Here is a 20,976-nt window from a genome sequence, read left to right on the forward strand (position 1 = left end):
TTATGTAACGATTTAATTTGCGCAAGAGGCACATTCAGAGGTTGTGTCTTTGTAGCCATCTTTTTGGACGGTTCGTATGTAGTAAATGGCTTTACACCCTGATTCCCAAGCTAACATTAAAGTCTCAAAAATATCTTTAGCTTTAAGGCTGCGTTCGGGTTCGTTGGGGAAATAAACACCTGCGTTCAGGTTGAAAATTAATTCCATCGAAATTCCGGTATCAATCCAACGTTGTATAGTCGAGATCGCTTTGATAACAATATCTTGAGATAGGGTTTTGTTTTCGGTATAATACCAGAAACGATCGCTAATAAATGGTGGGGCAATGGGAACTGTTCCTTTAGCCCATTTATCGTAGAAAAAACGACTATAAACTGGCAATACTGATGCCGTACAACCTTGAACGAGTGATGAGGATGTGTTAGGCGCGATCGCTGTAATGTGACTATTACGAATACCATAGAGTTGAATATCTTGGGATAACTGTAACCAGCGCTCGCTTTTCGTTGCATTCTCACAAAACCATTCAACTGGTTTTGCGCCAATTAAATAACCTTTACTCCATTCGCTACCTGCAAATGCTGGATAAGATCCTCTTTCTTTAGCGAGTTCCATTGAAGCATGAGTACAGTAATAACCGATGTCCTCAAATAAGGCATTAATTTCACTCAGATTAGTATAAGAAAAACGACGTTTGGCTAACCAATCAGCTAATCCCATTGCACCTACGCCAATAGTACGATAGCGATCGTTATGATTAGCGCTTTCTACAAAAGGTGGGGTGGTAATTTCAATGGCGTTATCGAGAAGGCGAACGGCAAGTTGACAAATATATGGTAATTCTTCAGACTCGATGTTAGCTAAATTTAACGAATCGAGATTACAAGTGTGGGCGAATTTTCCAGGAGTGACATTTGACCATGATTCGCAACAGAGATTAACTCCTGGGATATAACCTTCGTGTTGGTTGGGATTTGCTTTATTAATTGTGTCTTTGAATGCTAGGTAAGGCATCCCAGTTTCAACTTGCGATCGCATAATATTTTTAAACAATTCCCGTGCTGAAACTTGTTTGTAAAGGGTTAACTTGGGATTGTTAATGTCTAATTGCGGGTTAGCGTCGTTATCGAGATTAGTTTCAAGATAACCATATTGTTCTTCAAATTGACTACCCCAAAGTTCGGCAAGCTCAATACCAAATTTGATTCGTACTTCATAGGGGTCAAATAAAGTCCAATCTCGATTATCGCGAACCCGACGCATAAACTCGTCAGTGACAACTAATTGTGGAAAAATATCGTAAGCTTTGCGTCGTTGGTCGCCATTTTCTGTTTGTATTTCTAAAAATTCCGGAACATCAAGATGCCAACTGTCTAAACTTACAGTGACAGCTCCAGCGCGACGACCTCCTTGATTGACGGCGATCGCGGTATCGTTAAGTAATTTCACCCAAGGTATAACTCCTCCAGATGCACAACTCTTACCCATCACCCAACTACCCGCAGCGCGAATTCGAGAAACATTAACGCCTACACCTCCACCATTTTTTGAAATTCGGGCGGTGTTAGTGAGTTCGCGATAAATAGATTCTAGATTGTCTTCCATTGCTGTGATAAAGCAAGAAGAAAGCGATCCTTGAGGGACTCGCAAATTAGCCAGAATAGGGGTTGCAAGAGAAATTTTACGTTGGGCGATCGCTTCATAAAACTTTCTTGCCCAAAATAGACGATTTTCAGGCTTTTCTGGGATTGCTAAAAGTAACGCACAAGTTAACAAAGCTTCTTGAGGTAGTTCGTTGTCAAGAAGATAGCGCTTCGAGAGTAGTACCGCACCAGCATAATCGTAATCTAAATCCCAATCTGGGTTAATCCAAGTTCCTGCTTCTGTTAGTTCAGCTTTACTGTAGGTAAAAATCTGTCGATCGTATCGATATGAAGTGACTTTGTTTTGTACGGTGCGAAAATAATTACTGTATTGATATCCGCGTGCTACACTGGCATCTTTCCACAAACTCCAAATGTGTAGACGCCCGGCAACATACCGCCAATCTGGCTCTTCAGGAGAACACATTTGTAAAGCGCAGTCAATAAGATTTTCTTGAATCTCACGAGTAGTTACCCCATTGCGAAGTCGAGTTTTTAGCGTCGATTCAAGAGCGATCGCGTGGGCTTCTAATCCCTCACAAGCCCAATGGACAACCTTTCTAATTTTGCTAACATCTAAAGGCGCGGCTTGTCCGTCCCGTCGAATAACGTGAATATTTTGGCGATTAATTACACTTTCGGGCTGGGGGATCGTTTGTGGCATGGAGTCTCACTTCAAAAATGACAACCTCACGCTACACACAGCGTAGCTTACTGGTTTTCGCAACCAGTTTTACTAGATGTAGCGCAAATTCAATTATTGCTAATTTACTACTTTACTGTATTTATCTATAGCGGTCAAAGCTAGAAAAAAACCGGAAAATACGCTATATTATGGCGCTGACTTGCGGGGGTGTGTTGGGCGATCGTTCTAATTCCTAATTAATTATGCGCAAAGTTCTTTCTTGTGAGTTAGCAGCGATCGCTTATAATTTAATTTCTACTTCTGCGGTTGAACAACTATCGGCTGTATCGAAAACAGATGCTTATATTACCCCTTGCGGGGATTTGGTTATCTAAAACGTTTGGTGAGGTGAGTCATGAGGTCAGCCTTATGGTTCTGGTTTCCGTCCCCTTGCGGGGATTTGGTTATCTAAAACATTGGACCATTAATACTAGAATACTTAGTTTCTATAAAAGATATTAGTTTCCGTCCCCTTGCGGGGATTTGGTTATCTAAAACCTCCTGACTGAGCCAGAAGTAGACATTGAATATTGGGAGTTTCCGTCCCCTTGCGGGGATTTGGTTATCTAAAACGACAAGACCTACCCCATCTCCATCAGAGTCACCTTCATTGATCGTTTCCGTCCCCTTGCGGGGATTTGGTTATCTAAAACAGAGCTAATACATCAGCATCAGACTTACTCGCTAAATCGTTTCCGTCCCCTTGCGGGGATTTGGTTATCTAAAACAAGGAAAAGGTGAAGGAGGAAACTCCAGAACCAGACCCAGTTTCCGTCCCCTTGCGGGGATTTGGTTATCTAAAACGTTAAAGAAGAAATCATTTTGAAAGAGAAAGGATGGAAAACGTACGTTTCCGTCCCCTTGCGGGGATTTGGTTATCTAAAACAAGCAAAGAATTAGTTAGAAGGCAGGCGATCGCTGGTTTCCGTCCCCTTGCGGGGATTTGGTTATCTAAAACTTTCGGTAGGATTATGATTAAGTGCATTAATTAAACCGTTTCCGTCCCCTTGCGGGGATTTGGTTATCTAAAACGAGGGAGCTACTCCTCTTCACGTCGTCCCTGCTGGGACGAATTTAAACGCAAGGTTTCCGTCCCCTTGCGGGGATTTGGTTATCTAAAACGTTATATACAGTTTAGGAAGAGTAATATGAAGAGGAACAAAAAAGTTTCCGTCCCCTTGCGGGGATTTGGTTATCTAAAACGTAGTTTGATTTATTCCCCTTTTTCTAAACGTTAGATTGTATATCCCTTGTTTCCGTCCCCTTGCGGGGATTTGGTTATCTAAAACATTCATAGAAGTATCAAGGTATACAACTCCCTTAATCGCATTGTTTCCGTCCCCTTGCGGGGATTTGGTTATCTAAAACAACATTTTTTCCCGATTGACGAAACTGAATGGAACAAATTAGTTTCCGTCCCCTTGCGGGGATTTGGTTATCTAAAACAATACCAACTCCTTCGGCGGTCTATGGATCTAGTATTTACAAGCGTAGTTTCCGTCCCCTTGCGGGGATTTGGTTATCTAAAACGTAGTTTGATTTATTCCCCTTTTTCTAAACGTTAGATTGTATATCCCTTGTTTCCGTCCCCTTGCGGGGATTTGGTTATCTAAAACATTCATAGAAGTATCAAGGTATACAACTCCCTTAATCGCATTGTTTCCGTCCCCTTGCGGGGATTTGGTTATCTAAAACATAGCGGTATCCGTTAAAAGATCGACAATTTGTGCAACCGTTTCCGTCCCCTTGCGGGGATTTGGTTATCTAAAACAAGCAAGAGCAGTCCTACTCCTCACTAGAGGAGTACTGTAGTTTCCGTCCCCTTGCGGGGATTTGGTTATCTAAAACTCTTCTTTGGGGAAGAAGAAATCCTTTTGGGCAAGAGCCCATTCTTTAGCAGTTTCCGTCCCCTTGCGGGGATTTGGTTATCTAAAACGATGGAGGAGAAAATAAAAGCTCCCGAAGGGGAGTACGGTGTTTCCGTCCCCTTGCGGGGATTTGGTTATCTAAAACTCGGCCGTAGCCGACGAGGTTCGCAGTATGTGCAGAGGTCAATGGATTGTTTCCGTCCCCTTGCGGGGATTTGGTTATCTAAAACGGTCATCTATTAGCTGTCTCTAGTTATGTTATGGATGTTTCCGTCCCCTTGCGGGGATTTGGTTATCTAAAACTACTTGTATTGAGTCTCATTGAAGAGTTTGTTAGACTCTCCGTTTCCGTCCCCTTGCGGGGATTTGGTTATCTAAAACACTTCATGACACTCTCTGCTTTACCATTAATGTCAAAGGGTTTCCGTCCCCTTGCGGGGATTTGGTTATCTAAAACCTTGAATCACTCTCTAACCATTGTTCTAATATTTCAAAGTTTGATTGTTTCCGTCCCCTTGCGGGGATTTGGTTATCTAAAACCTTGGTTGGATATGTAATCAAAAGGCACTAGTGTCATATTCGTTTCCGTCCCCTTGCGGGGATTTGGTTATCTAAAACCACAAACGCAAACAACGTTTGGGAAAGAATGAGCGATACATTGTTTCCGTCCCCTTGCGGGGATTTGGTTATCTAAAACCATCGATTATTGCTGCTTCTTCTTTGGCATTCTCCGGATTCACTAGTTTCCGTCCCCTTGCGGGGATTTGGTTATCTAAAACCGGTGTTGAGGAAATGGCCAAAACATCCTTGGAACAAGGAGAGTTTCCGTCCCCTTGCGGGGATTTGGTTATCTAAAACGAGGTAACACTGCCTCTAAACATCGAGGTTAGTCTGCCAGAGGAAGTTTCCGTCCCCTTGCGGGGATTTGGTTATCTAAAACTTAAGATGGATATAAATTTAGCAAAAGCTTTCTGGGAAGGTTTCCGTCCCCTTGCGGGGATTTGGTTATCTAAAACTTATCTACATATAGTGTGTAACCAAGAGAGTAACACTAGTTTCCGTCCCCTTGCGGGGATTTGGTTATCTAAAACTCTGTACGTGCAGGAATGGCTCACTCAGCGTAATGCTGTTTCCGTCCCCTTGCGGGGATTTGGTTATCTAAAACTGTATTATACTAAGGTATAAAGCAACTAGGAGGTTTAATGTTTCCGTCCCCTTGCGGGGATTTGGTTATCTAAAACAGTCAATACAAAGTATTTGTTGTTGACAATGATTGCTCTCCATTGTTTCCGTCCCCTTGCGGGGATTTGGTTATCTAAAACGGTCTGAAGAGGCCAGCAAGGACTTTGAGCTAATAAAATGGTTTCCGTCCCCTTGCGGGGATTTGGTTATCTAAAACAGAAGGGAACCTTTACGGGAACCTGGATGGACTGGTTGAAAAAGCGTTTCCGTCCCCTTGCGGGGATTTGGTTATCTAAAACTTAGAATAAGATAATGAATGGGAGATTGATTCTCCCGTTTCCGTCCCCTTGCGGGGATTTGGTTATCTAAAACAAGTAGTGGAGTGGTCAGATGGCCCCTCTATAGACGTAGAGGTTTCCGTCCCCTTGCGGGGATTTGGTTATCTAAAACACTCATAATAATTTATCCATTTACTATATAAAGGTTTTATTGTTTCCGTCCCCTTGCGGGGATTTGGTTATCTAAAACAACTCAAAAATAACGGAAGAAGAGATTTTGCTTTTAGAGCGTTTCCGTCCCCTTGCGGGGATTTGGTTATCTAAAACAACTTAGGCTATTGCGGTGCGGCTATTTGCGACAAATCAAAAAGTTTCCGTCCCCTTGCGGGGATTTGGTTATCTAAAACGGTAGAAATCGAGCAGAGGCACGAAATTTCAAAAGAACAAAATTGTTTCCGTCCCCTTGCGGGGATTTGGTTATCTAAAACTTAGAGCTGGATAACTTAATTAAAGAGTTAAAGGCTCTTGGATTGTTTCCGTCCCCTTGCGGGGATTTGGTTATCTAAAACGCATTGAATCCAACTATCTCACAAAAGTTCTCAAATCATTAGAGCAGAGAGCGTTTCCGTCCCCTTGCGGGGATTTGGTTATCTAAAACTAACAAGTCTTGGTCAGAGACAGAGATGTCAGTTTCACCTAAGTTTCCGTCCCCTTGCGGGGATTTGGTTATCTAAAACAAGATGAATCATTAGAATACACTTCTATGGTTATCAATGAGTTTCCGTCCCCTTGCGGGGATTTGGTTATCTAAAACATCTGGGTATGGTAACAGATAATCTGACTATGCAGCAGATGTGTTTCCGTCCCCTTGCGGGGATTTGGTTATCTAAAACTTGAAGAAAGAGGATGAGGTTCAGTACATTACCCAAACAGGGTTGTTTCCGTCCCCTTGCGGGGATTTGGTTATCTAAAACGCTTTCTTTTTTTTCTTTTTAGCAGCGTGATACTCCACTGCTGGTTTCCGTCCCCTTGCGGGGATTTGGTTATCTAAAACTTTTAAATAAAGAGGTTTATTATGATTGACTATAGTGTTGAGAGTGGTTTCCGTCCCCTTGCGGGGATTTGGTTATCTAAAACTGGGGGTATTCTTAGACAAGGAAGGAAATGAAACCTTCGAGGTGTTTCCGTCCCCTTGCGGGGATTTGGTTATCTAAAACAAGACTGGACCAAAATCCACAGTTGAATTAACAAACGAAGATGGTTTCCGTCCCCTTGCGGGGATTTGGTTATCTAAAACACTCTTCATCTAACTCCATTCCCTCTAGTAGGGAATCTATTTCACTGTTTCCGTCCCCTTGCGGGGATTTGGTTATCTAAAACAAGATAGACATATTAAAGGTTCAACCTTAAAAGCTTTATGTTTCCGTCCCCTTGCGGGGATTTGGTTATCTAAAACACAGCTTTGACCAGGGGCAACCCTGGTATCCCATCTACGAAGTTTCCGTCCCCTTGCGGGGATTTGGTTATCTAAAACTTAACTAAAACATTGCGCGGGAAGTCCCTAATCTCAGCGAAGAGTTTCCGTCCCCTTGCGGGGATTTGGTTATCTAAAACACTATACTCACCCCCTTGCAGGAGTGGTAGGCTCCTTTAAGTTTCCGTCCCCTTGCGGGGATTTGGTTATCTAAAACGTAATTTCAGGAATCTCTCCCTCTGTAGAGTATTTGATAAGTTTCCGTCCCCTTGCGGGGATTTGGTTATCTAAAACGCGTGCAGAACAAGCAGAAAAAGCAGAAAAGCCCGCTCCACGTTTCCGTCCCCTTGCGGGGATTTGGTTATCTAAAACTAAGAAGACAATCTATCCGTTTCAATTAAACCATTTCAATGTTTCCGTCCCCTTGCGGGGATTTGGTTATCTAAAACGTTAATAGAAGACTGGGGGGATACTATCCCTGATTGGCTTCGTTTCCGTCCCCTTGCGGGGATTTGGTTATCTAAAACGTCTAATATCTTTTTTCTTTCTCTTGAAAACAACAACTTCAGGTTTCCGTCCCCTTGCGGGGATTTGGTTATCTAAAACAGAAACTACGGGAATGGTGATTGGGACAAACGTATCTTGGTGTTTCCGTCCCCTTGCGGGGATTTGGTTATCTAAAACGAGGAATAGAACTAAACCTAATCTACGAGATAAATAACGAGGTTTCCGTCCCCTTGCGGGGATTTGGTTATCTAAAACGTAAACAACGGAAACGGAACCAAAGTAGAAGCAAAAGTTTCCGTCCCCTTGCGGGGATTTGGTTATCTAAAACAAACTGGAAACAGTGGGGATCAATTTGAAATTAGCAAAAGCTTTGTTTCCGTCCCCTTGCGGGGATTTGGTTATCTAAAACAATATCTAAACCCTACCAAAAGAGGTAGGAGAAACTATGTTTCCGTCCCCTTGCGGGGATTTGGTTATCTAAAACGTGTAACTAATTTAAAAGAGTTAGAAGATGTTTATAAATGTTTCCGTCCCCTTGCGGGGATTTGGTTATCTAAAACCGCTGCTAGAGATGTAGGTAGAAAAGACTTCAGAAACGCTGTTTCCGTCCCCTTGCGGGGATTTGGTTATCTAAAACTTGGGAAACCCTCACTCGTCGGAACAGTTTTGACCAGGGGCGTTTCCGTCCCCTTGCGGGGATTTGGTTATCTAAAACGTAGTTGATTGTTTGAGTAGCCATGTTGGATTATCTCCATGTTTCCGTCCCCTTGCGGGGATTTGGTTATCTAAAACTAGAGGGTTCAAATCCCTCCTATTGGTATTTCAATAAAATCGTTTCCGTCCCCTTGCGGGGATTTGGTTATCTAAAACACTCAGTAGATTCCATAACATTTCAAACAAAAGGGGGTTTCCGTCCCCTTGCGGGGATTTGGTTATCTAAAACTTTTGCTTTTAGAGCTTAAGTATGCGCCTATCCCAGGAATGTTTCCGTCCCCTTGCGGGGATTTGGTTATCTAAAACGGCAAGAATTGTTAAACTTAATTGCCATAGTTAACAATGAACCATGTTTCCGTCCCCTTGCGGGGATTTGGTTATCTAAAACGGATGGAGCCATAAAACAAACAGGAGGATATAAAATGACTGAGTTTCCGTCCCCTTGCGGGGATTTGGTTATCTAAAACTCAGGTGCAGAGTTGGCCTAACCAAGTACAGATACAAAAGGTTTCCGTCCCCTTGCGGGGATTTGGTTATCTAAAACAACAGAGTCTTGCGCAGGCAAAAGAAAGCGCAAGACGCATTAGCAGTTTCCGTCCCCTTGCGGGGATTTGGTTATCTAAAACGAAAATAACTAAGAATATTAGGGAGATTGATTCTTCCTATGTTTCCGTCCCCTTGCGGGGATTTGGTTATCTAAAACAGTCTTTTTTCTTTCTATTGTAAACATCAATTAGTAGAAAGGTTTCCGTCCCCTTGCGGGGATTTGGTTATCTAAAACTCATGTAGAGGATTGCCTCAAGTCGTTGTTTACGAGAGAGGTTTCCGTCCCCTTGCGGGGATTTGGTTATCTAAAACGGAAGAAGTAGAGATAGCCATTAGATGTGTTTCCTTTCAATTGGTTTCCGTCCCCTTGCGGGGATTTGGTTATCTAAAACACGGAATATCCAAAATGGGAAGGCGAAGAAGAAACGGTGTTTCCGTCCCCTTGCGGGGATTTGGTTATCTAAAACCCTTGATTGTTGTTGTTGTTGTTGTTGCGTGTGGGTCTGCCTCGTTTCCGTCCCCTTGCGGGGATTTGGTTATCTAAAACGAAAACTTTTAGTAAATATCTTGTTGAAAAACAGGGGTTTCCGTCCCCTTGCGGGGATTTGGTTATCTAAAACAAAACATAAATTAGTAGAAAGGAAACAAGAATGAACTTACCAACGTTTCCGTCCCCTTGCGGGGATTTGGTTATCTAAAACGCGAAGACTATGGAGGCAGTTTTGAAGGCGCTTGAAAAGTTTCCGTCCCCTTGCGGGGATTTGGTTATCTAAAACTACGACAGCACACCCCATAAGGGGTATCCAATATGTGAACATGTTTCCGTCCCCTTGCGGGGATTTGGTTATCTAAAACTCGGATTATCTCCCATAAGAATTTCAGATTTACCATCTAGTTTCCGTCCCCTTGCGGGGATTTGGTTATCTAAAACGTGGCTGCTACTGTTATCCAATACATTAAGCAATTCATGCTTCGTTTCCGTCCCCTTGCGGGGATTTGGTTATCTAAAACGTAATAGGGAGAATTAATCTCCCTTATTTTTAGCCTACAGGTTTCCGTCCCCTTGCGGGGATTTGGTTATCTAAAACCTGAGGATAACTCCTCAATCGATTTAGGGTCAGTAGTTTCCGTCCCCTTGCGGGGATTTGGTTATCTAAAACTCTTTTATAGCTTCATTAGAAGAAGAGGAAGATGTTATCTTTGTTTCCGTCCCCTTGCGGGGATTTGGTTATCTAAAACACGCAAGTATGCTGGTATTCTAGCTGATATCAAGTCGCTGGAAGTTTCCGTCCCCTTGCGGGGATTTGGTTATCTAAAACAACAACACCCACGCAGTCTTTACACAAACCAGTCTAATAACGTTTCCGTCCCCTTGCGGGGATTTGGTTATCTAAAACCGTAAATCCGCAGAAGTAATGATTAGCATGTTTGAACAAGGCAAGGTTTCCGTCCCCTTGCGGGGATTTGGTTATCTAAAACAGAGTCGATGAAAAGACCTACAAGATTCTTGAGAAGAAAGGTAGTTTCCGTCCCCTTGCGGGGATTTGGTTATCTAAAACTAATTGAGTACAATACTGGTATAAGAAAATAGAACATCTTAGTTTCCGTCCCCTTGCGGGGATTTGGTTATCTAAAACTGAGTGGTTGAGAGAACTGCTTAAGGCAGGTGTAGTTATCTAGTTTCCGTCCCCTTGCGGGGATTTGGTTATCTAAAACCCTCCTCTAGAGGAGGTCCCAGATAATAAAAATAGGGAGAGATTAATGTTTCCGTCCCCTTGCGGGGATTTGGTTATCTAAAACTATGCAAACGTTCATGTAGGTACATGTAGGTAATAGTAAGTTTCCGTCCCCTTGCGGGGATTTGGTTATCTAAAACCACTCCTTCCACTCCTTCCATTCAACTTTTCATCCAACTTTTCGTTTCCGTCCCCTTGCGGGGATTTGGTTATCTAAAACTTTAATTCTCTAAATAAATGTGGATATTCTACTTTTATTTCTCTGTTTCCGTCCCCTTGCGGGGATTTGGTTATCTAAAACCAAGAATTATCTAAGGTAATGGATGAAGGGGTTGAAGTATTGAAGTTTCCGTCCCCTTGCGGGGATTTGGTTATCTAAAACTAAGAAATTAGTTGCTGGTCGAAAGGGTACTGCCTTGTTTCCGTCCCCTTGCGGGGATTTGGTTATCTAAAACGACTCAAGCGGAACTTTTGGGAAACAATCACTCGTCGGAACGTTTCCGTCCCCTTGCGGGGATTTGGTTATCTAAAACTAGGATAAATATAATAAGATTTATTATCAAGATTATATTTACTAAGTTTCCGTCCCCTTGCGGGGATTTGGTTATCTAAAACCCGTGATGCAGACCTCTTCATGGCATTGTTCAATATGGTTTCCGTCCCCTTGCGGGGATTTGGTTATCTAAAACAGATACCTACCAACTGCTTATTCCCAAGTGAGAGTCATACTCTCACGTTTCCGTCCCCTTGCGGGGATTTGGTTATCTAAAACAGAATATAACAATACATATACCTTATTAGACTATGCGTTTCCGTCCCCTTGCGGGGATTTGGTTATCTAAAACATTCAATCTATCCTCGCTGGCGGTAATGGCAACCGTTGGCCAGAGTTTCCGTCCCCTTGCGGGGATTTGGTTATCTAAAACCCAGCACCAAGCTGGTGACCCTTGATTGGGATTTCCCTAGTTTCCGTCCCCTTGCGGGGATTTGGTTATCTAAAACAATGCAACTGGTTTAAAAGTAATTGACCTAAAGCTAGAAACCGGTTTCCGTCCCCTTGCGGGGATTTGGTTATCTAAAACCTTCTCTGATGTGGTACATATATACTGGGAAACACAAAAAGAAGAGTTTCCGTCCCCTTGCGGGGATTTGGTTATCTAAAACTTCTTCTATTTGTTCTTCAATAGATAATTCCTTTATAGCTAAGTTTCCGTCCCCTTGCGGGGATTTGGTTATCTAAAACCATGTGGGAGGAATGGGAAACCAACCAAGAGTATTGGTTGGAAGGTTTCCGTCCCCTTGCGGGGATTTGGTTATCTAAAACGCGGCCGAGGCATACACGAAAGAGACCGAAAAGGATACAGGGATGGAGTTTCCGTCCCCTTGCGGGGATTTGGTTATCTAAAACGTTGAAAGAAACATACTCTAACCTCCGGGAGTATGTTGTTTCCGTCCCCTTGCGGGGATTTGGTTATCTAAAACACCTTCTGTACTGCTATGTAGTAATGAGGTATCAAAAGGTAAGTTTCCGTCCCCTTGCGGGGATTTGGTTATCTAAAACGAAAACAGGAGGGGGTGCTCACGCAGTACTTCTAACGTTTCCGTCCCCTTGCGGGGATTTGGTTATCTAAAACGTTGATGAAGAAAAACCATTTATATTAACAAAAGAGTATCTGTTTCCGTCCCCTTGCGGGGATTTGGTTATCTAAAACACCCAGATGGTGATTCTGATGGGGATAAGGTTGAGATTGAGATTGAGGTTTCCGTCCCCTTGCGGGGATTTGGTTATCTAAAACGAATGGAGAAAATTAATCGATTGCTACGGGACAGGAGACGTTTCCGTCCCCTTGCGGGGATTTGGTTATCTAAAACAAGGTATTGCCTTTGCCCTCAGACAAACACACAACTACAACGTTTCCGTCCCCTTGCGGGGATTTGGTTATCTAAAACACAAGTTAATAGACTGGTACGGGTCCGGTGATTGGGAACGAAGGGGTTTCCGTCCCCTTGCGGGGATTTGGTTATCTAAAACAGACACAAGTGAGTTAAAGTGGACCCTAGATGAAAAGGATTGTTTCCGTCCCCTTGCGGGGATTTGGTTATCTAAAACGAAGCTGGGAATGGATACCATTTAGCATCCATCATCAGTTTAATGATACCCTCGTTTCCGTCCCCTTGCGGGGATTTGGTTATCTAAAACAAATTGGTGAGGTTAAGTTTAGGAAATCGAGAGATATTGTTTCCGTCCCCTTGCGGGGATTTGGTTATCTAAAACTGAAAAGCAACTCAAGGTTGCTAAGGTTAACCTTGACTTAAGTTTCCGTCCCCTTGCGGGGATTTGGTTATCTAAAACTCCTGAAAACGGTCAGGATGATTGGCAGGCTTACTCCCAATGTTTCCGTCCCCTTGCGGGGATTTGGTTATCTAAAACGGGGAAGAGATTGACCAACACAAACTTTCGTGGGGTAAGGGGTGTTTCCGTCCCCTTGCGGGGATTTGGTTATCTAAAACACGTTCTAGTAAAGATAGACAATTACTACCTAGGATGGGTTTCCGTCCCCTTGCGGGGATTTGGTTATCTAAAACAACATGAAGCAGCCGTAGGGTATCACAAGGCTAAAAAGAAAGGTTTCCGTCCCCTTGCGGGGATTTGGTTATCTAAAACTATTATATGTATAGGTATACCCCCTACCCCTCCCCTAGGCAAGTTTCCGTCCCCTTGCGGGGATTTGGTTATCTAAAACCAACAGACGAAATGATGGCTGCCATGATGCAGAAAATGCAGGCTGAGTTTCCGTCCCCTTGCGGGGATTTGGTTATCTAAAACAAAGAATTGCTACACAGGACTACTTTAGCGTATAAAGCCGTTTCCGTCCCCTTGCGGGGATTTGGTTATCTAAAACATGGTGGATTAATTATGAATCTAACTTTGAGATATTAGAAGGTTTCCGTCCCCTTGCGGGGATTTGGTTATCTAAAACCCTACTGTTGTGGAAACATTATTGTATGCAGTTTTCAAGGTACGTTTCCACGATCGCGCGGAGAAATTACTTAACATAACTTTACTAGCTTGGCAATTGAGAATATGAATTGCGAAAAACTAGCTCATTTAATAATCTAGTCGAATTTTGCGAAAAAGTCAAGGGGCAATTTACTTTTTATCTCAAAGTTCCTCGCAAAAGCTCTGTCTTGCTGATTACTGCTCGTTGCGACAAAGCCAAGTCTTTTTTTACATTCTGTTACAAAAAAAAGCTGGGTATTTCCCAGCCGTGATGAGGTTACAAAATCAAATAATCGGGGGGTTCGTAAGGTGGTGGACTACCGAAAACTTTGGTTTGTTCTTTAGCGGTTTTGTCTAAGGGATAAGCGCGAAGGCTGTCTTCTTCTAGGTTCAAAACTTTTAACCAGCGTTTTTCTAGAAGTTTCTCTAGGGTATCGCCAGATATGGGACACTCGAAGACAGAATATTGTACTCGCTGACAGCGTTGTTCGATGAGTTTTGCTAATTTTTGGCGACGTTTGTCGTTACTCACGTCGTAGCAAACTAGCCATAGTTGGGTCATGAATTTTCGTTTTTAATGATTAATGATTTTTAGGTGACAACCACAAGGGTTGTGCTTTGGTTTCGATCTATCTAAAGAAGTGGGAGTTGGTGTTATTTGAGAAGAAAGGCTTCGTAATCTAACGTTGATTCAATGAAACAGCGTCCTAAGCTACGTGCTTGTTCGAGTATGATTTGACTGTAAGTTAAACGCCGCTTTTGGGGTGGGTAAAGGACGGTTTGACGTAGTTGTTGTTCGAGTTTGGCGAGGAAGAGTTTTTTGGCGACTAAGCCTAGCCAAATACCTGTGCCGTCGGGTGAGGGTTCAAAATCGAGAGGATCTAAGATATCAGCCTCGATGATGGAGATTACGGCTCGATCGACGATCGCGGGACGAAATTCTTCCATTAAGTCTAATACCAAGTTGGGTCGATAAGGTTCGACGGCGTGGAAAAAGCCTAAATACGGATCGAGTCCGGCTTGGATGCTGGCGGCGAATATTCGTGCGAGTAAAACGCCGTAACCCCAACTGAGTAAGGCGTTGATGGGATCGAGGGGTGGGCGGCGATTGCGTCCGGAAAAGTTCCATTTCGGGGGGAAGTAGTGACGCAAGGCTTGATAGTAGGTGCGGGCGCAAATGCCTTCTATGCCCATCATTTCGGCTCGATTGAGGGGGGTGGAACAATCGTGGAGTCGCAGCATATATGCGCCGATACAGTCGATGGCTTCGCTGAGTTGGGTAATTCTGCCTTGGGTGGCGCGGTTGCGTCGCTGAAGGAGCGATCGCTGATTGCGAATTTTGCCTAAAACTAATTTTTGGGCTAATGCCATGCCGAAGGTGGTGTCGAGAATGCGGTATTGGGCGATGCGAATGGTAGGATTGGTTTGAAAGTTTCCCTGAAGTCGTCCGCGAAAACGACCGTCTTGCCGGAGAAAGATGGTTTCGATGCCGCGATCGAGCAGTTGGGCGATCGCGTTGTCGGTAAGCTGTACTCCGGGAAGCGCTACTACCAGTTCGACTTCTGCAATCCGACAAGTATGAGTAGTTTCTTTTTTGCCAATTAAAAAAGAATGGTTGCGATAACGTACTACGGTTCCTGGTTCGGTTAAGTACAAGGTAGTCACAAGTATGATTTCAAGTTGAATATCTTCTATTTTGCGCGAACAGTAGAAGTTGCCTTTTCTACACGACCTTTAGAATTGAGATATGATTTCTAAGTAGAGTTGAATAATGATGCCACTTTCTGTAGCTAAACAGCTTGTACGCTATCGCAATTTGTTGATTGCTTTGGTGAATGCGGGAATTACTTGGATTCTCTTGATTATCGCTCCTTTGGGATTGTTTACGGTGATTGTTTGCACGGCTGGGGTTTTTCTCAGTAGTCTGGTTTTGGGAACGATCGGCGATTTGGCTGTGTTTTCTTTATTAAAACGTAGTGGTTGGCAAGTTACAGGATCGCGGTGGGATGGAGAATCTGTTGCTGAAGGTTTTGATTCGTTGGTTTCAGAAAGCGAGATCCGCTTTAGTAGTGAAAGACGGCGACAGTTACCGGAAGATTAAAGCCAATTGCCAATCCTAGGGTCCCCAATCCTACTACCAAAATAGTTCGGGAAACCGCACTAAGAAAATAGTTGCAATTTGCACTGGAATTTCGTTACATTAGCACTCGGAAGGCGAGAGTGCTAACTGCTGAAAATTAAGTAAGCGATGTGTAGCGCTCGAAGCAATTCCGAGAATTTTGCCATTTTCAGCTAATGAAGTTAAGCAAACGGAGGATTTTGCATGGCAGCAGTATCATTAAGCGTATCTACAGTAAAACCGTTAGGCGATCGCGTATTCGTTAAAGTTAGCCCTAGCGAGGAAAAGACTTCCGGTGGTATTTTATTACCTGACACCGCGAAAGAAAAGCCCCAAATTGGCGAAGTAGTTTCCGTTGGTTCGGGTAAAATCAGCGAAAAAGGCGATCGCAGCCCGATGGAAGTTAAAGTAGGAGACAAAGTTCTCTACTCGAAATACGCTGGAACTGATATTAAACTCGGCGGCGATGATTATGTATTGTTATCTGAAAAAGATATCCTCGCCACAGTTTCCTAGTTAACTAGAAATTACTCAGGACTTACCTAAGAGACGAACGTAAAGGATTTTCTCCCAAAACTTTACCGTGCGTAAGTCCTATTTCTGTTCGCTGATAAGCAAACATTTACTTTCATTCTCTCCACCAAGAGCAATTATGGCAAAAACAATCATTTACAACGAACAAGCCCGTCGCGCTTTAGAAAAAGGGATTGACATTTTAGCGGAAGCTGTTGCTGTCACCCTTGGACCGAAAGGACGTAACGTAGTTCTAGAGAAGAAATTCGGCGCACCGCAAATTGTTAACGACGGTGTCACGATCGCTAAAGAGATCGAACTCGAAGACCACATTGAAAATACAGGTGTATCTTTAATTCGTCAAGCAGCTTCTAAAACCAATGATGTTGCTGGTGATGGAACCACCACAGCGACAGTTTTAGCCCATGCAATGGTGAAAGAAGGCTTGCGTAACGTTGCCGCAGGTGCAAATCCGATCGCTGTGAAGCGTGGTATCGACAAAGCAACCGAATTTTTGGTTGGCAAAATTGCTGACCATGCCAAACAGATTACCGATTCCAAAGCGATCGCGCAAGTAGGAACTATCTCCGCAGGAAACGACTCCGAAGTTGGCGAAATGATCGCTAACGCAATGGATAAAGTGGGTAAAGAAGGTGTCATCTCCCTCGAAGAAGGAAAATCGATGACTACCGAGTTAGAAATTACCGAAGGGATGCGCTTTGACAAAGGCTACATTTCCCCCTACTTCGTCACCGACACCGAACGCATGGAAGCTGTCTTTGACGAACCTTATATCTTAATTACCGACAAAAAGATTACCTTAGTTCAAGACTTAGTACCAGTTTTAGAACAAGTTGCGCGCGCTGGGAAAGGCTTGGTAATCATTGCTGAGGATATCGAAAAAGAAGCCTTAGCTACCTTAGTTGTCAACCGTTTGCGTGGTGTTTTAAACGTCGCTGCGGTAAAAGCACCCGGATTTGGCGATCGCCGCAAACAAATGCTCGAAGATATCGCTGTTTTAACAGGCGGTAGCGTAATTAGCGAAGATGCAGGTGTGAAACTCGAATCTGCCAAACTCGAACAGTTGGGTAAAGCGCGTCGCATCACGATGACCAAAGACAATACTACCATCGTCGCTGAGGGCAACGAAAAAGAAGTTAAAGCCCGTTGCGAAGTTATTCGTCGTCAGATGGAAGAAACCGACTCTTCTTACGACAGAGAGAAATTGCAAGAACGTTTAGCGAAACTCTCCGGTGGTGTTGCGGTAATCAAAGTTGGTGCAGCTACAGAAACCGAAATGAAAGACCGCAAATTGCGCTTAGAAGACGCAATTAACGCCACTAAAGCCGCAGTTGAAGAAGGAATCGTCCCCGGAGGCGGAACCACTTTAGCGCACCTCGTACCGGATTTAGAAGAGTGGGCGAAAGCTAACTTAACTGGAGAAGCACTCACAGGTGCAACGATTGTTACTCGCGCATTGGCTGCACCGTTAAAGCGGATTGCTGAAAACGCCGGACAAAATGGCGCAGTAATTGCGGAAAGAATCAAAGAAAAAGACTTCAGCGTTGGTTTCGATGCTTCTAACGGTGAGTTCGTCGATATGTTCGATGCAGGTATTGTTGACCCTGCGAAAGTAACTCGTTCCGCATTACAAAACGCTGCTAGTATTGCGGGAATGGTCTTAACCACCGAATGTATTGTTGTGGATAAGCCTGAGAAAGAAAGCGGTGCTGGTGGTGGTGCTGGCGATTTCGATTACTAAGCAAAATGTCAGGGCAATCCTTCTGTGGTTGCCCTTCCTAGAATACAGTACCTCCTAGAAAAAATGAGTGAGAAGCGATCGCGGTTTGGGAAAATGAGCAACGCGATCGCTTTTATTTTTTCTCCGTCTCATCCTCAACGTAATACCATTACAGACCTGTAGAGACGTTGCATGTTAGTCTCTACACAATTTTATGTAGTACAGCCAAAGCAAATTAGGATAACGAAGTGTAGTGGAAGCATCTGAGACTGCTATTTTTTTGCTTCGAGAACAGCTACCATGATCTAGGATCGACTAGCAGGGGAAAATAGGTGAAAAACTATGCCACGTACTCAACGCAATGACAACTTCATCGACAAAAGCTTTACCGTGATGGCAGACTTGATTCTCAAGTTGTTACCGACTAACCAAAAATCAAAAGAAGCTTTTGCTTACTATCGCGATGGTATGGCTGCACAAGCTGATGGAGAATACGCAGAAGCTTTGGAAAACTACTTTGAAGCACTCGAACTCGAAGAAGATGCTAACGATCGCAGCTACATTCTCTACAATATCGGACTGATCAAGCAAAGTAACGGCGAGCTTGAAGAAGCTTTAGATTACTATCACCAAGCAATCGAACTCAACCCTCGTCTTCCCCAAGCCCTTAACAATATCGCCGTACTTTATCATCATCAAGGGGAGAAAGCCAAAGCTGCCGGAGATAACGAAACTGCGGAAGGTTGTTACGACAACGCAGCAGAATACTGGAAACAAGCCATTCGTCTCGCACCCAATAACTATATTGAAGCCCAAAACTGGCTCAAGATCACCGGGCGATCGGAAATGGATGTTTTCTTCTAAAAAGTTTGCCAATTAATTACAAAATAATCAACGATGATTGACCTCAAACAAGTTAGAAAAGTTGCTCATTTAGCCCGTTTGAAATTAACTGCTGAAGAAGAAGAAAAATTTACTACTCAACTGAGTGCTATTTTGGAATATTTCGAGCAGTTAAGCGAACTAAATACAGAAGATGTACCACCAACAACCAGAGCGATCGAAGTTAGTAATATTACTCGTCCAGATGAATTAGAACCTTTTCGCGATCGCCAAGCTTTACTCCAACAAGCACCCGCACAAGAAGATGACTTTTTGTCCGTACCACAAATCCTCAATACTGACGAAGAATAACTCTTGTTAAAAGTGCTTTAGCTCAGTTCGTAGTGAGCGCTTTAGCGCTCAACTAATTAATTTTCGGAAAAACTAACCCAAAAATGAATCGTCGAAAGACTTTACTAGTATTTAGACAACCAAAAACGAGATACAATTGAAGCAGTTCGTAGTGAGCGCTTTAGCGCTCAACTAATTAATTTTCGGAAAAACTAACCCAAAAATGAATCGTCGAAGGACTTTACTAGTATTTAGACAACCAAAAACGAGATACAATTGAAGCAGTTCGTAGTGAGCGCTTTAGCGCTCAACTAATTAATTTTCGGAAAAACTAACTCAAAAATGAATCGTCGAAAGACTTTACTAGTATTTAGACAACCAAGAACGAGGTACGATTGAAGCTTGTTTCGGATTATTATCTGGTAAAGTATACCAATATGCCCAAGCAATTAAAACAGCTTGAAAAGGCAGCCTGACAGCTTGAAACCAGGGAGAATCTGGTATACCATCAAGGTGAATATGATTAATAGCCATGTTAAGATTAGCTGGAAAAACTGCAATGAATAAAGCTATTAACGACCAAGCAGTAGTACGACTAGCCGGTGGTATTAGTAACCCGAAAAAAGCCAAAATTTCCAAAGCACCACTGATATAGACGATCGCTGCGGGCTGCGGAAGAATATCTGGTACAATTTTGATAAATGGTTCTGGGACAAGAAAGTGCAAACTCCCCGCAACTAACATACAGACAGCAAGAACAACTCGAAGAATTTCTTTACTTTTCTGAATTTGGTTCATGCTTATTTCCCTACTAACTAAACATTACATTAACCAAGAAATTTTCCCTCAAACTAAACTAAACTATCGACTAACTAAAGATAGATAATCCTATTGGCGATCGGGATTTGAGGGCGATTTAGCTCTCACCTAGATTTTCCCCCGTCAGTGTAGTGCAAGAGCAAACAAGGCAAAGCCTTAGCAAACTGACAAGCTCGCTACCAAGATACTTTGAATAATTGGTAGGATATCTAGTATGATGAGAACTTAAGAGGTTTTTGACAGTTTTTAGTTAGAAAAAATCCTGAAGATCCTGTCTAGATAAATTAAAAGGAGCGGGAGGTATGCCACTACGAGACGAACCTTTGGAATGGGATTTTAATGCCAAGGTTAAATTTTTTCCGATTTATTATCAAGGAGTAGTAGTAGGATTTTTTAACCCAGAGTATGCAGGGCGAATAGTCAAGATTTTAAATGAAGATGAAAATTTACGCAAAGCACTGAAAAATGCTTGTCTTGACTTGCTCAAGGAACAAGGGGGAGATAGCAGTGAACTTGAGGGGTTGATGAAAAAATACATTTCTGGTACAAAACGACCCCAGTACGGGACAAAAGCGATCGCGTTTTTATTACGGGAACGACAAGCAGAACTCGATATTAGCGATCGCGAGTTTGCTCGCTTCTGTGACTCTTATCGTTTATCTTGGGAAAATTTGCAAAATATCTATGCTGGTAAAGCAATTGAAGATAGTCTGATTATACCCCTCTCCCGCATTTTGGGGAAATCTCCAGGTGAGGTGATCGCCGTGCGCGACGGTTCGCCGAAAAAAAGATAAAATTCTCAGCAGTTCATCCTCGGCGGGAACTAATACAATTAGAAAAGACGACATTAACTTTAGCAATTCTTACTTGAGGGTGGGAAGCTGCTGAATCTTACCAAAAAAAATGGGTTTAAAGCCTCGCTGTTCTACGGCGACTTTGATTGAAAAGAAACTAGAAAGTTAGTACAATAGTTGATA

The 20,976-nt window shown here is 43.0% G+C and carries 11 protein-coding genes and 1 CRISPR repeat array; of the genes, 7 read left to right on the forward strand and 4 right to left on the reverse strand.

Annotated features, from left to right (window positions below):
- Nucleotides 1–12: 12 nt before the first annotated feature.
- The 3 genes from G3T18_RS15515 to cas1 form a co-directional block, all read right to left on the reverse strand.
- Nucleotides 13–2,307 (reverse strand): ribonucleoside-diphosphate reductase subunit alpha, encoded by a 2,295-nt coding sequence (locus G3T18_RS15515; RefSeq protein WP_224411477.1) that lies wholly within the window; start codon nt 2,305–2,307, stop codon nt 13–15.
- Between the two features lie 322 nt (nt 2,308–2,629).
- Nucleotides 2,630–13,614: direct repeats of the CRISPR family, unit length 37 nt; unit sequence GTTTCCGTCCCCTTGCGGGGATTTGGTTATCTAAAAC.
- Between the two features lie 297 nt (nt 13,615–13,911).
- Nucleotides 13,912–14,196, reverse strand: a complete 285-nt coding sequence (cas2, locus tag G3T18_RS15520; protein WP_224411478.1) for a CRISPR-associated endonuclease Cas2 — start codon at nt 14,194–14,196, stop codon at nt 13,912–13,914.
- Between the two features lie 92 nt (nt 14,197–14,288).
- Nucleotides 14,289–15,299 carry a CRISPR-associated endonuclease Cas1 gene (cas1, locus tag G3T18_RS15525; protein ID WP_224411479.1) on the reverse strand — a complete coding sequence of 337 codons (1,011 nt, stop codon included), beginning with the start codon at nt 15,297–15,299 and terminating at the stop codon, nt 14,289–14,291.
- A 106-nt stretch (nt 15,300–15,405) separates the two neighbouring features.
- Here cas1 and csx18 point away from each other — a divergent pair, with 106 nt between their 5' ends.
- From csx18 to gatC, 6 genes are all read left to right on the forward strand, one after another.
- Nucleotides 15,406–15,735: a CRISPR-associated protein Csx18 gene (gene csx18 / locus G3T18_RS15530; RefSeq protein ID WP_224411480.1), complete on the forward strand. Its 330-nt coding sequence runs from the start codon at nt 15,406–15,408 to the stop codon at nt 15,733–15,735.
- 222 nt (nt 15,736–15,957) lie between these two features.
- Nucleotides 15,958–16,269 (forward strand): co-chaperone GroES, encoded by a 312-nt coding sequence (groES, locus tag G3T18_RS15535; RefSeq protein WP_224411481.1) that lies wholly within the window; start codon nt 15,958–15,960, stop codon nt 16,267–16,269.
- A gap of 136 nt (nt 16,270–16,405) precedes the next feature.
- Nucleotides 16,406–18,028 carry a chaperonin GroEL gene (groL, locus tag G3T18_RS15540; RefSeq protein WP_224411482.1) on the forward strand — a complete coding sequence of 541 codons (1,623 nt, stop codon included), beginning with the start codon at nt 16,406–16,408 and terminating at the stop codon, nt 18,026–18,028.
- A gap of 24 nt (nt 18,029–18,052) precedes the next feature.
- Nucleotides 18,053–18,190 carry a hypothetical protein gene (locus tag G3T18_RS15545; RefSeq protein WP_224411483.1) on the forward strand — a complete coding sequence of 46 codons (138 nt, stop codon included), beginning with the start codon at nt 18,053–18,055 and terminating at the stop codon, nt 18,188–18,190.
- A 159-nt stretch (nt 18,191–18,349) separates the two neighbouring features.
- On the forward strand, nt 18,350–18,871 hold the full coding sequence (locus G3T18_RS15550) for a photosystem I assembly protein Ycf3 (protein WP_224411484.1): 522 nt from the start codon (nt 18,350–18,352) through the stop codon (nt 18,869–18,871).
- Nucleotides 18,872–18,904: 33 nt separating this feature from the next.
- The gene (gene gatC, locus G3T18_RS15555) at nt 18,905–19,201 is read left to right on the forward strand and encodes an Asp-tRNA(Asn)/Glu-tRNA(Gln) amidotransferase subunit GatC (protein ID WP_224411485.1); all 297 of its coding nucleotides are present in this window, start codon (nt 18,905–18,907) and stop codon (nt 19,199–19,201) included.
- Between the two features lie 342 nt (nt 19,202–19,543).
- On the opposite strand, the gene G3T18_RS15560 is transcribed toward gatC, so the two are convergent.
- Complete coding sequence (locus G3T18_RS15560) at nt 19,544–19,978, reverse strand: DoxX family protein (protein ID WP_224411486.1); 435 nt, start codon at nt 19,976–19,978, stop codon at nt 19,544–19,546.
- A 323-nt stretch (nt 19,979–20,301) separates the two neighbouring features.
- On the opposite strand from G3T18_RS15560, the gene G3T18_RS15565 reads away from it, so the two are divergent.
- Complete coding sequence (locus tag G3T18_RS15565; protein ID WP_224411487.1) at nt 20,302–20,793, forward strand: hypothetical protein; 492 nt, start codon at nt 20,302–20,304, stop codon at nt 20,791–20,793.
- Nucleotides 20,794–20,976: the final 183 nt, after the last annotated feature.

Origin of the sequence: Oscillatoria salina IIICB1, from assembly GCF_020144665.1 — a bacterium.
Taxonomy (GTDB): Bacteria; Cyanobacteriota; Cyanobacteriia; order Cyanobacteriales; family SIO1D9; genus IIICB1.

Bases quoted from the DNA above. Each gene is read 5' to 3' on its own strand.
- G3T18_RS15515 (WP_224411477.1), bottom strand. From the start codon at position 2,307: ATGCCACAAACGATCCCCCAGCCCGAAAGTGTAATTAATCGCCAAAAT.
- cas2 (WP_224411478.1), bottom strand. From the start codon at position 14,196: ATGACCCAACTATGGCTAGTTTGCTACGACGTGAGTAACGACAAACGT.
- csx18 (WP_224411480.1), top strand. From the start codon at position 15,406: ATGATGCCACTTTCTGTAGCTAAACAGCTTGTACGCTATCGCAATTTG.
- groES (WP_224411481.1), top strand. From the start codon at position 15,958: ATGGCAGCAGTATCATTAAGCGTATCTACAGTAAAACCGTTAGGCGAT.
- groL (WP_224411482.1), top strand. From the start codon at position 16,406: ATGGCAAAAACAATCATTTACAACGAACAAGCCCGTCGCGCTTTAGAA.
- G3T18_RS15550 (WP_224411484.1), top strand. From the start codon at position 18,350: ATGCCACGTACTCAACGCAATGACAACTTCATCGACAAAAGCTTTACC.
- gatC (WP_224411485.1), top strand. From the start codon at position 18,905: ATGATTGACCTCAAACAAGTTAGAAAAGTTGCTCATTTAGCCCGTTTG.
- G3T18_RS15560 (WP_224411486.1), bottom strand. From the start codon at position 19,978: ATGAACCAAATTCAGAAAAGTAAAGAAATTCTTCGAGTTGTTCTTGCT.
- G3T18_RS15565 (WP_224411487.1), top strand. From the start codon at position 20,302: ATGCCACTACGAGACGAACCTTTGGAATGGGATTTTAATGCCAAGGTT.